The 10,822-nt window shown below is 62.6% G+C and carries 13 protein-coding genes; 3 read left to right on the top strand and 10 right to left on the bottom strand.

Going from position 1 to position 10,822, the window contains the following annotated elements; genetic code table 11:
* Window positions 1-20: 20 nt before the first annotated feature.
* The 5 genes from HU763_RS03635 to rplU form a co-directional block, all read right to left on the bottom strand.
* Window positions 21-464, bottom strand: coding sequence for a CreA family protein (locus HU763_RS03635; protein WP_085617292.1), 444 nt, complete (start codon window positions 462-464; stop codon window positions 21-23).
* Between the two features lie 22 nt (window positions 465-486).
* On the bottom strand, window positions 487-1,605 hold the full coding sequence (gene proB / locus HU763_RS03630; protein WP_170028208.1) for a glutamate 5-kinase: 1,119 nt from the start codon (window positions 1,603-1,605) through the stop codon (window positions 487-489).
* A gap of 85 nt (window positions 1,606-1,690) precedes the next feature.
* A complete protein-coding gene (gene cgtA / locus HU763_RS03625; protein WP_186689235.1) occupies window positions 1,691-2,917 on the bottom strand; it encodes an Obg family GTPase CgtA in 1,227 nt (408 codons plus the stop codon).
* Between the two features lie 188 nt (window positions 2,918-3,105).
* Complete coding sequence (gene rpmA, locus HU763_RS03620; RefSeq protein WP_070092741.1) at window positions 3,106-3,363, bottom strand: 50S ribosomal protein L27; 258 nt, start codon at window positions 3,361-3,363, stop codon at window positions 3,106-3,108.
* Between the two features lie 38 nt (window positions 3,364-3,401).
* The gene (gene rplU, locus HU763_RS03615; protein ID WP_003247466.1) at window positions 3,402-3,716 is read right to left on the bottom strand and encodes a 50S ribosomal protein L21; all 315 of its coding nucleotides are present in this window, start codon (window positions 3,714-3,716) and stop codon (window positions 3,402-3,404) included.
* 244 nt (window positions 3,717-3,960) lie between these two features.
* Here rplU and HU763_RS03610 point away from each other — a divergent pair, with 244 nt between their 5' ends.
* From HU763_RS03610 to HU763_RS03600, 3 genes are all read left to right on the top strand, one after another.
* Window positions 3,961-4,929 carry a polyprenyl synthetase family protein gene (locus tag HU763_RS03610; RefSeq protein WP_170028206.1) on the top strand — a complete coding sequence of 323 codons (969 nt, stop codon included), beginning with the start codon at window positions 3,961-3,963 and terminating at the stop codon, window positions 4,927-4,929.
* A gap of 182 nt (window positions 4,930-5,111) precedes the next feature.
* Window positions 5,112-5,453 (top strand): zinc ribbon domain-containing protein YjdM, encoded by a 342-nt coding sequence (locus tag HU763_RS03605; RefSeq protein WP_009686103.1) that lies wholly within the window; start codon window positions 5,112-5,114, stop codon window positions 5,451-5,453.
* Window positions 5,454-5,536: 83 nt separating this feature from the next.
* On the top strand, window positions 5,537-5,782 hold the full coding sequence (locus HU763_RS03600) for a PA4570 family protein (RefSeq protein ID WP_170028205.1): 246 nt from the start codon (window positions 5,537-5,539) through the stop codon (window positions 5,780-5,782).
* Window positions 5,783-5,956: 174 nt separating this feature from the next.
* Here HU763_RS03600 and HU763_RS03595 read toward each other — a convergent pair whose 3' ends face one another.
* From HU763_RS03595 to HU763_RS03575, 5 genes are all read right to left on the bottom strand, one after another.
* Entirely contained in the window at window positions 5,957-6,574 is a 618-nt protein-coding gene (locus HU763_RS03595; protein WP_170028204.1) for a BamJ family beta-barrel-assembly machinery protein, read from the bottom strand.
* An 85-nt stretch (window positions 6,575-6,659) separates the two neighbouring features.
* Complete coding sequence (locus tag HU763_RS03590) at window positions 6,660-6,965, bottom strand: DUF6482 family protein (protein ID WP_170028203.1); 306 nt, start codon at window positions 6,963-6,965, stop codon at window positions 6,660-6,662.
* 272 nt (window positions 6,966-7,237) lie between these two features.
* Window positions 7,238-7,726, bottom strand: a complete 489-nt coding sequence (locus HU763_RS03585; RefSeq protein ID WP_170028202.1) for a TIGR00645 family protein — start codon at window positions 7,724-7,726, stop codon at window positions 7,238-7,240.
* Window positions 7,727-7,836: 110 nt separating this feature from the next.
* On the bottom strand, window positions 7,837-8,175 hold the full coding sequence (locus HU763_RS03580; RefSeq protein WP_186673859.1) for a PA4575 family protein: 339 nt from the start codon (window positions 8,173-8,175) through the stop codon (window positions 7,837-7,839).
* A 160-nt stretch (window positions 8,176-8,335) separates the two neighbouring features.
* Window positions 8,336-10,774, bottom strand: a complete 2,439-nt coding sequence (locus HU763_RS03575) for a Lon protease family protein (protein WP_170028200.1) — start codon at window positions 10,772-10,774, stop codon at window positions 8,336-8,338.
* Window positions 10,775-10,822 lie beyond the last annotated feature (48 nt).

The following is a 10,822-nucleotide window of genomic DNA, read 5'->3' as shown; positions in this document are numbered from 1 at the left end:
TCCCAGGTTCTACCAGGCGATCAATGCGCCCAAGGCAGGATTGGTATCGCCGTCACCGCATTCTGCGGGCTGCCTTCGATCATCCGGTCGCTGTACACCAGGTACACCAGCGTATTGCGCTTCTTGTCGAGGAAGCGCACCACTTGCATGGTCTTGAACACCAGCGAGGTGCGTTCCTTGAACACCTCCTCGCCATCCTTCAGCTCACCCTTGAAGTTGATCGGCCCCACCTGACGGCAGGCAATCGATGCCTCGGCCCGGTCTTCCGCCAGCCCCAGCCCACCCTTCACGCCGCCGGTCTTGGCCCGCGACAGGTAGCAGGTCACGCCCTCGACCTTGGGGTCGTCGAACGCCTCGACGACAATCCGGTCGTTCGGCCCGAGGAACTTGAACACGGTGGACACCTGGCCGATTTCCTCGGCCCCGGCCAGCATCGGCAAGGCCAGTGCTGCCACGGCAATCATCCTTTTCAGCACGTACGCACCCTCAGACCAGAACCAGGTTGTCACGGTGCACCAACTCGGGCTCCGCGATGTAGCCGAGGATACTTTCGATGGCATCCGACGGCTGACCGATGATCTTCTGCGCCTCCAGGGCGCTGTAGTTGGCCAGGCCGCGCGCCACTTCATGGCCGTCCGGGCCGACGCACACCACCATTTCGCCGCGGCGGAAGCTGCCTTGCACGGTCTTCACGCCAACCGGCAGCAGGCTCTTGTTGGCCTGGCGCAGGGCCTGCACCGCACCGGCATCCAGCACCAGGGTGCCACGGGTCTGCAGGTGGCCGGCCAGCCACTGCTTGCGCGCCGCGAGCATGCCGCGCTCTGGCGACAGCAGGGTACCCAGGCGCTCGCCGGCCTTGAGCCGGTCCAGCACGCGCTCGATGCGACCGCCGATGATGATGGTGTGGGCACCGGAACGGGCCGCCAGGCGTGCGGCGCGCAGCTTGGTCTGCATGCCGCCACGGCCCAGCGCACCACCGGTACCGCCGGCCACGGCATCCAGCGCCGGGTCGTCAGCGCGGGCTTCGTAGATCAGCTGGGCTTCGGGGTTGTTGCGCGGGTCGGCGTCGAACATGCCATCGCGGTCGGTGAGGATCACCAGCAAATCGGCCTCGACCAGGTTGGCCACCAGCGCCGCCAGGGTGTCGTTGTCGCCGAAGCGGATCTCGTCGGTGACCACGGTGTCGTTTTCGTTGATCACCGGCACCACGCCCAGGTCGACCAGCGTACGCAGGGTGCTGCGGGCATTCAGGTAGCGCTTGCGGTCGGACAGGTCGTCATGGGTCAGGAGAATCTGCGCAGTGTGCTTGCCGTGCTCGCCGAAGCTCGATTCCCAGGCCTGCACCAGGCGCATCTGGCCAATCGAGGCGGCCGCCTGCAGCTCGTTCATCGCACTCGGTCGCGAAGTCCAGCCCAGCTGGCTCATGCCGGCAGCCACGGCCCCGGAGGAGACCAGAACCAACTCCACGCCTGCCTCACGCAGCGCAACCATCTGCTCGACCCAAACGGCCATGGCACCGCGGTCGAGGCCCTTGCCATCGGCGGTCAGCAGAGCACTGCCAATCTTCACGACCCAGCGCTTGGCGCCCGTCACCTTGCTTCGCATCTTCTTCCAACCTATGTCGAATCTGTAGATACCGTGGATACAAAAACGCCGCTCCCGAGAGCGGCGTTTAGTGTACTGCAACCGGTCAGTCGCGCACGTAAATGATTTCCGGGCCGTCTTCGTCGTCCTCGAAATCATCGTCCCAACCGTCATCGTCGCCGATGTCATGCACGCTCTTGACGCCAGTACGACGCAGGGTACGAGCGTCGTCCAGGGCCTGCAGCTGGGCACGCGCCTCGTCTTCGATGCGCTGGTCGAGGTCGGCCAGCTCTTCGGCGTAGGCCGGGTCATTGGCCAGGCGGTCGGCGCGGTCTTCGAGGTAGCGCATCAGGTCGTGGCTGAGCTTCTCGGTGCCCTGCTTGGCGATGGCCGAAATCACGTAGACCGGGCCTTCCCACTGCAGGCGCTCGACCACTTCCTTGACGCGCTCGTCGCGCTCGTCATCCATGACCATGTCGGCCTTGTTCAGCACCAGCCAGCGCTCACGCTCGGCCAGCGACGGGCTGAACTGGGTCAGCTCGTTGATGATCACTTCGGCAGCATCGGCCGGGCTGCTGCCGTCCAGCGGCGCCAGGTCCACCAGGTGCAGCAGCACGCGGGTACGCGCCAGGTGCTTGAGGAAGCGGATACCCAGACCGGCACCTTCGGAAGCGCCCTCGATCAGGCCGGGAATGTCGGCGATGACGAAGCTCTTCCAACGGTCGACGCTGACCACGCCCAGGTTCGGCACCAGGGTGGTGAACGGGTAGTCGGCCACTTTCGGCTTGGCTGCCGAAACCGAGCGGATGAAGGTGCTCTTGCCGGCGTTCGGCAAGCCCAGCAGGCCGACGTCGGCCAGCACTTTCATTTCCATCTTCAGGTCGCGCTGCTCACCCGGCTTGCCCGGGGTGGTCTGGCGCGGGGCACGGTTGGTGCTGGACTTGAAACGGATGTTGCCCAGGCCGTGCCAGCCGCCCTGGGCGACCATCAGCTTCTGCCCCGGGGTAACCAGGTCACCGATCACTTCCTGGGTGGAAGCGTCGATCACGGTGGTGCCGACCGGTACGCGCAGGAACAGGTCGTCGCCTTTCTTGCCGGTGCAATCGGTACTGCCACCGTTGGCGCCACGCTGGGCCTCGTGGTGACGGGTGTAGCGATAGTCGACCAGAGTGTTGAGGTTTTCGTCGGCGACCATGTACACCGAGCCGCCGTCGCCACCGTCACCGCCGTTGGGACCACCGTTCTCGATGAATTTCTCGCGACGGAAGCTCATGCAACCGTTGCCACCGTCACCGGCCTTGACCCGAATGGATACTTCGTCAACAAACTTCATTCAAAACCGCCTCTCGCCTTCCGACGAGCTGAATACTGATAAACCTGAGGCTCTTGCAAAAATGAGCGCGGCGGCCCCGTACGACCGTAGAAACCCACGCCGGCAGCCCATACAAACAGCTTTGCAAGAGGCTCACCACAAACGAAAAAGCCCCGTCGCATGACGGGGCTTCTGGAGCGACGTCGCGATTAAGCTGCGACGATGCTCACGTAACGGCGGTTGAACTCGCCTTTCTTCTCGAACTTGATCACGCCTTCGATCTTGGCGAACAGGGTGTGATCCTTGCCCATACCAACACCGTAGCCGGCGTGGAATTCGGTGCCGCGCTGGCGGACGATGATGTTGCCTGGCTTGATAACCTGGCCGCCATACATCTTCACGCCAAGGCGTTTCGATTCTGAGTCGCGACCGTTACGAGTACTACCACCAGCCTTCTTGTGAGCCATGGTTCAATTCTCCAAATAAATTCAGGGGATCTAGGGGATTAAGCCTGGATGCCGGTGATTTTGATCTCGGTGAACCACTGGCGGTGGCCCATGCGCTTCATGTGGTGCTTACGACGACGGAACTTGATGATGCGAACCTTGTCGTGGCGGCCTTGCGAAACGACTTCGGCCACTACTTTAGCGCCAGCAACAACTGGAGCACCGATGGTGACTTCTTCACCGTTGGCGACCAGCAGAACGCGATCGAAGGTCACGGATTCGCCAGTGGCGACTTCCAGTTTTTCGATCTTGAGGAATTCACCTTCAGCGACTTTGTACTGCTTGCCGCCGGTAACGATTACTGCGTAAGACATGGTATTTCTCCGATAATCCTGCTCACCCAGCGCTTTATATGATGAGTATTGGCTGGCATGGCTGCACAGGGCTGGAACGGCCCGGTGCAATTGCGTAAGGCAGGTGCTGCCCAGGAAGTTAGGGTGCGCGATTGTACGCAACCGCGGTTTTGCTTGCAAGTACCGCCCCCGGGCAGGCGGCACCGTGCCTTGACACACCGGGACCCGCGACCTAGCATGCCGCGCAACCTCACTGGAGCAGCCGATGCAACCCCAATCCTTCTACCGAGCGGTGGCTGATGATTTCAGCGCCGTCGACGAGATCATCAAGAAGCAGCTGACCTCGCGCGTGCCGCTGGTATCGAAGATCGGCGACTATATCACGTCGGCCGGCGGCAAGCGCCTGCGTCCGCTGCTGGTCCTGCTGTGCGGCAAGGCCCTGGGCCGCGAAGGCGACGACCTGCGCCTGCTGGCCGCCACCATCGAGTTCCTGCACACCGCCACCCTGCTGCACGACGACGTGGTCGACATGTCCGGCATGCGCCGTGGCCGCTCCACCGCCAATGCCCTGTGGGGCAACGCGCCGAGCGTGCTGGTGGGCGACTTCCTCTATTCGCGCTCGTTCGAGATGATGGTCGAACTCGGTTCGATGCCGGTCATGCAGATCCTGTCCAAGGCCACCCGGGTGATTGCCGAGGGCGAAGTGCTGCAGCTGTCGCGGGTACGCGATGCCAGCACCACCGAGGAAGTCTACATGGAGGTGATTCGCGGCAAGACCGCGATGCTGTTCGAGGCCTCGACCCACAGCGCCGCCGCGCTGGCGGATGCCAGCGACGAGCAGCGCGAAGCCCTGCGCACCTTCGGCGATCACCTGGGCGTGGCCTTCCAGCTGGTCGACGACCTGCTGGATTACAAGGGCGACTCGCAGACCCTGGGCAAGAACGTCGGCGACGACCTGGCCGAAGGCAAGCCTACCCTGCCGCTGATCTACACCATGCGCGAAGGCACCGCCGAACAGGCTGCGCTGGTGCGCCAGGCGATCCAGAAGGGTGGCCTGGAAGACCTCGAGCAGATTCGCGTGGCGGTCGAGGCATCCGGTGCGCTGAACTACACCGCCGAGCTGGCACGTGACTATGTGAAGCGCGCCATCGCATGCCTCGAGGTGCTGCCGGCCAGCGAGTACCGGGATGCGCTGGTTGAGCTAAGCGAGTTTGCGGTCGCGCGTACTCACTGATAGATCGCGTCAACTCCATTCGCGGGCTCGCCCGCTCCCACAGGATAAGTACAGCCCTCGAGGTGGTGCTATCCCGGTGGGAGCGGGCAAGCCCGCGAATGCTTTTGTCCGGACATAATCCCTTCTGCAACGATACCTCTTACAATGTCGGGCTTTACCGCCTGTCTGTTTGAGGAACCGAAGTGAGCACTCTGCCACCCTGCCCAAAATGCAACTCCGAATACACCTACGAGGATGGCACTCAGCTGATCTGCCCTGAATGCGCCCACGAATGGTCGGCCAGCGGCGATGCCGAGGCAGCCAGCGACGAGGTGGTGAAGAAGGACTCGGTCGGCAACATCCTGCAGGACGGCGATACCGTCACCGTGATCAAGGACCTCAAGGTCAAGGGTTCGTCCCTGGTGGTCAAGGTCGGTACCAAGGTCAAGAACATCCGCCTGTGCGATGGCGACCACGACATCGACTGCAAGATCGACGGCATCGGCGCCATGAAGCTGAAGTCCGAGTTCGTGCGTAAAGTCTGATAACGCAAAAACCGCCAATTGGCGCTTGCTATTTAGATAATAAGAATTATTCTCATTGGGTCCGCTATCCAAGGAGAATAGCCATGACTTATCTGATCGACGCCTGGCTGGACCGCCCTCACCCCTACCTGCGCATCCTTCATCGGGAAACCGGCGAAGTGTGCGCGGTGCTTGAACAAGAAGCGCTCGACGAACTGCGTGACCAGGGCGACCTGGACATGAGCGGGCTCAACTCGAGTGAACCGGGGGTGCTCAAGGAGCTGGTGCGCAACCTGTTTCTGTTCTGCTATGCACGGGCATTGCGCCCTGGGGGAACAGACTGGAACTGACTAGCCTGGCGAGGGCTTCGCCCTCGATCGCGACGCAAGGCCGCTCCTACAGGAGAACGCATATCCCTGAACTACGCCCCTGAGGTTGGATTTTTTGTCCAACATCAGGGGCGCAGTTCACCCTGTAGCAGCAGCCTTGTGTCGCGAATGGGCCGCAAAGCGGCCCCAGCGGTATTACAGAACGTCGAGCAGCTCGACGTCGAACACCAGCACGCTGTGCGGCGGGATGCTGCCAACGCCCTGGGCGCCGTAAGCCAGCTCGCTCGGTACGTACAGGCGCCATTTGCTGCCGGCGTTCATCAGTTGCAGGGCTTCGGTCCAGCCAGCGATCACGCCACCCACCGGGAATTCGGCCGGCTGGCCACGATCGTAGGAGCTGTCGAACACAGTGCCGTCGATCAGGGTGCCGTGGTAGTGGGTGCGAACGTTGCTTTCGCGGGTCGGCTTGGCGCCTTCACCTGCGGTCAGCACTTCGAACTGCAGGCCCGAGGCCAGGGTGGTGATGCCTTCGCGCTTGGCGTTTTCAGCCAGGAATTCCTTGCCAGCGGCAGCAGCAGCTTCAGCCTTGGCGGCCGCTTCGGCTTGCATCACTTCGCGGATGACCTTGAAGCTGGCCGACAGGTCGGCTTCGCTGACGCGGCTGTCGGCACCGTTGAAGGCGTCGGTCAGGCCGGCGAGGATGGCTTCCAGGCTCACGCCTGGTGGCGGGTTGTCACGCAGCTGGCCGCCCAGCTGACGGCCGATGCCGTAGCTGACGCGAGTTTCGTCGGTGGACAGGTTGAGTTCGGACATTGTCGTGCTCCACTGCAGGGCGCAGTGAAGCCGCGCCCTTGATGAAAAGGGCGAGCAGCCTAGCACACTGGGGCGCCGCGAGCAGCTACCAGGCCGAGCGCTGGGAAATCGGCACCTTCAAGTCTTCTTCCGGGTGCGTGCCCATGCCACACATTTCATCCTGCACCGACCAGTGCACCAGGTTCATCGAAACCATGGGGATGGTTTGCAGCAGCTTGCGCGCATCCTCTACCGAGTGCACGCGCAGGCGTTGCCCACGGGCGTCGGACAGCGGATGGGCGTGGCCCTTGACCCGGGCCTCGAGCAGGTAGTCACCGCCTTCGATGGCGATCAGGTTCAGTTCGTCGACATGGCCAGACCTGGCCTCGGTGTTGAGCTGATGCAGGTTCATGAGAGCACCTCGGGACGGGAACCACGCATGAAAGCTCATTTTTTGTACAGAAACGCAGAATACACAAGGCACGACTGACGCCGCTCGTCAGTTGCCAGCGCCAAGCAGCGCAATTGCTGTAGGAGCGGCCTTGCGTCGCGATGGGGCGCGCAGCGGTCCCGGCCATAGTCGTGCAAAGCTGCAAATTCGCGGCGAAGCTGCAATCGTCAGGGCCGCTGCGCGCCCCATCGCGACACAAGGCCGCTCCTACACGGGCCGCGTCAGGCGAGGGTTCAGTGCTTGGTGAGCTTGTCCAGGTAGCCCATGCAGAACGCCGAGACCACGAAGGTCATGTGGATGATCACGTACCACATCAGGTAGTCGGTGGAGATGTTCTGCGCATCCATGAACACTCGCAGCAGGTGAATGGACGAAATGGCCACGATCGACGCCGCGACTTTCATCTTCAGCGACGAAGAATCCATCTTGCCCAGCCAGTTGAGCTTTTCCTTGCTTTCGTCGATATCCAGTTGCGAGACGAAGTTCTCATAGCCAGAGATCATCACCATCACCAGCAGCCCACCGACCAGCGACATGTCGATCAACGACAGGATCACCAGGATCAGGTCGGCTTCACTCAGGGCGAAGACATTGGGCAGGACGTGGATCACTTCCTGGAAGAATTTCAGCGCCAGGGCCAGCAGGCCAAGGGACAGACCGAAGTAGATCGGTGCGAGCAGCCAGCGCGAGGCATACATCGCGTTTTCGAGGATACGTTCCATGGAGGGTTGGGACTCATCAGGTGACTAAAAAAGCGACGGCGAGTATAGCCAGCCACCTGTTGCAGCAAAAGCCCGCTGAAAAGGGGCTGTGCTGCAGCCCCAGCAATGGTTCAGGTTTCAGGATGGAACTGGAAATCCCCAAGGTTGCGACAACGATCGCCATTGATTCGCCGCAACTGCGCCTGCAGGTGCAAACACCAGATCTGCGGATCTTCGGCCACCTGGTAGCCATGCAAGGTCAGGCTGTCGACAATGGCATTCATTACCGACTCGGCCACCAGCGGCCCATGAAACGGCCCCTGGGCCTTGATCGCGGAAGGCTGTTCACCGGCCATTCCAGCAGCGAACAGCAGCGTCCACATACCGTTGTCCCCGGCCAGCGGTCGGATGCAACATTCGATACGGGTCACCAGGCCTAGGCACTGGCGCGTGAGGCTGAGGTTGCGCATGGCCGCGTCCCCTCCAAAGAGCCTTGTTCAGCCTGGAGTCAGGCTGTTTCCATCCTGAACGCTGATAACGTCCTTAAGTTCCAGCATAGAAGAACAGCACGAAAAGATGGAAAACCGGCGCTGAACGGTAGCATATCGCCGCCAGCGCCGATTTATTGACTCAGGCCGGCTTGGCCTGGGCAATCACCTCTTCCAGACGCTCTTTCTCCGCCTTCTCGATTTCTTCCTCGCCGATCATCTCGGCGATCTCGCGCAGGCGCTCTACTACGCGAGCATTGACGCTGCCTTCGGTGAACTGGCCCTTGTCATCCAGCACGCCGGCCTCCTCGCCCACCAGCAGGCTCAGCGCCTCGTCGGCCTGGCTGACCGCATAGACGTGGAACATGCCGTTCTCCACCGCCTGCAGCACGCGCTCGTCGAGCATCAGCGTGGCGACGTTGGCCCGCGGGATGATCACCCCCTGTTCGCCGGTCAGGCCACGTGCCTCGCACAAACGGAAGAAACCTTCGATCTTCTCGTTGACCCCACCCACCGCCTGCACTTCACCAAACTGGTTGATCGAGCCAGTGATGGCGAAGCACTGCTTGAGCGGCGTGCGCGACAAGGCCGAGATCAGCGTGCAGGCCTCGCCCAGCGAGGCGCTGTCACCGTCGACGTAGCCGTAGGATTGTTCCAGGGCAATGCTCGCCGAGATCGCCAGCGGGAATTCCTGGGCATAACGGCTGCCCAGGTAACCGGTAAGGATCATCACGCCCTTGGAGTGGATTGGCTGGCCGAGGTTGACCTCGCGCTCGATGTCGACGATGCCGCTGCCGCCCGGGTACACGGTGGCGGAGATACGCGCCGGCATGCCGAACGCCGAGTCGCCCACTTCCAGCACGGTCAGGCCGTTGCACTTGCCGATGGCCGCGCCTTCGGTGTCGATCAGGATGATGCCGGCCAGCATGTCGTCCAGCACCCGCTGCGAAACACGCCCGGTACGGGTGGCCTTGGCCTTGAGCGCGCGTTCGATATGGCCGGCGTCGGTCATTTCGTCACTGGCCAGCTGGCGAATGAAATCGGCTTCGCTGACCAGCTGGAACAGGTCGCCGATACGCGCCGACAAGCGCGACTGGTTCTCTGCCAGGCGGGCGCTGTAGGTGGCCAGGCGCGCCACCGCATCACTGGTCAGCGGCGCCATGCCCTCTTCGTTGGTGCGGGTGCGCAGCAACTGGGCGAACTGCTCCAGGTTCTCGTCGACCATGGGCATGTCTTCGTCGAAGTCGACCAGCACGCGGAACATCTCCTGGAAGTCCGGGTCGTGGTCTTGCAGCGCGTAGTACAGCTGGCGCGAACCGATGATGATCAGCTTGACGTTCAGCGGGATCACCTGCGGCGTCAGGCTGACGGTGGCCACGCGGCCCAGCTCGCCCAACGGCGACTCCATCTTCAGCTTGCGCGACTGCAGGGCACGCTTGAGTGCGTCCCAGACGAACGGCTCGCCGAGCATCTTCTCGGCTTCGAGGATCAGGAACCCCCCGTTGGCGCGATGCAGTGCGCCCGGGCGCAGCTGGCGGTACGAGGTATACAGGGCGCCCTGGTCGGTGCTGTACTCGATGCGGCCGAACAGGTTGTCGTAGGTCGGGTGGGGCTCGAACACCACCGGCGCACCGCCGTCGGCGTGGTGGCCGACCACCAGGCTGGGAGCATACTGCTCTTCGAGCAGCTTGCGCGCGGCGGCGTCACTCTTGCTGTCGTCGACCAGTTGCTCGACCACGGTCCGCAGCAGGTTCAACTGCACCGACTGCAGGTAGGCACAGACCGCCGCGTTTTCCGCGTATTTTTCCGACAACGGCGCCAGCAACGGCTGCAGGGCCAGGGTGATGGTTTCTTCGTTGAGCTGGCGCAGCTGGTTGTTCGACTCGCGCTTCCATTGCGGCAGGCTGGCCAGTTCTTCGTTCAGGCGCTCCTCGAGCAGGGCGATATCTTCGTGAAACTGCTCGCGTACTTCTTCCGGCAGCTGGGCGAATTCGGCTTCATCCAGGGCCTTGCCGTCGGCCATCGGGGTGAAGGCGACATTGCTGGCATCGCGGTACAGGGCCACGTCCTTTTCCAGCGAGGCACGCTCGATCACATCCAGGGCGCGGTCGTAGCGCTGGTTGAAGGCACGGTCGATGGCGCCTTTCTTCTGCTGGTAGGACGGGTGCTCGAACACCGCCGGGAAGGTCGCCAACAGGTTGTCGATCAACCCGTTCATGTCGGCAATGAACGCCCCGGCGCTGCCGGAGGGCAATTCCAGCGCGCGCGGTTCGCGGGTGTCATCGAAGTGATTGACGTAGACCCAGTCGGCCGGGGTCTGCTGGCGCTTGCCCTCGGCCTTGAGGTAGCGCTTGACGAACGAGAAACGGCCGGTGCCGGGCTCGCCCATCACATACACGTTGTAACCGGGGCGCGGCATGGCCACGCCGAACTGCAGGGCCTCGACAGCACGTTCCTGGCCCAGGACTCCGCGAAACGGCTCCAGATCGTCGGTGTTGGTAAAGGCAAACTGCTCGGGGGAGAAACGCCGGGTCAGGGCTTCAGGCGCGAGACGCAGGCGCGCAGCGACAGGATCGGGCATTGGGTTTCCTTACTTCGGCGGGGCAGATACGCAGCATTCTGGCGCTGC

Origin of the sequence: Pseudomonas anuradhapurensis, assembly GCF_014269225.2 — a bacterium.
In the GTDB taxonomy this organism is placed as follows: Bacteria; Pseudomonadota; Gammaproteobacteria; order Pseudomonadales; family Pseudomonadaceae; genus Aquipseudomonas; species Aquipseudomonas anuradhapurensis.
Note: the sequence above shows the minus strand (reverse complement) of the source record. Positions and strands in the feature narration are given on the sequence as shown.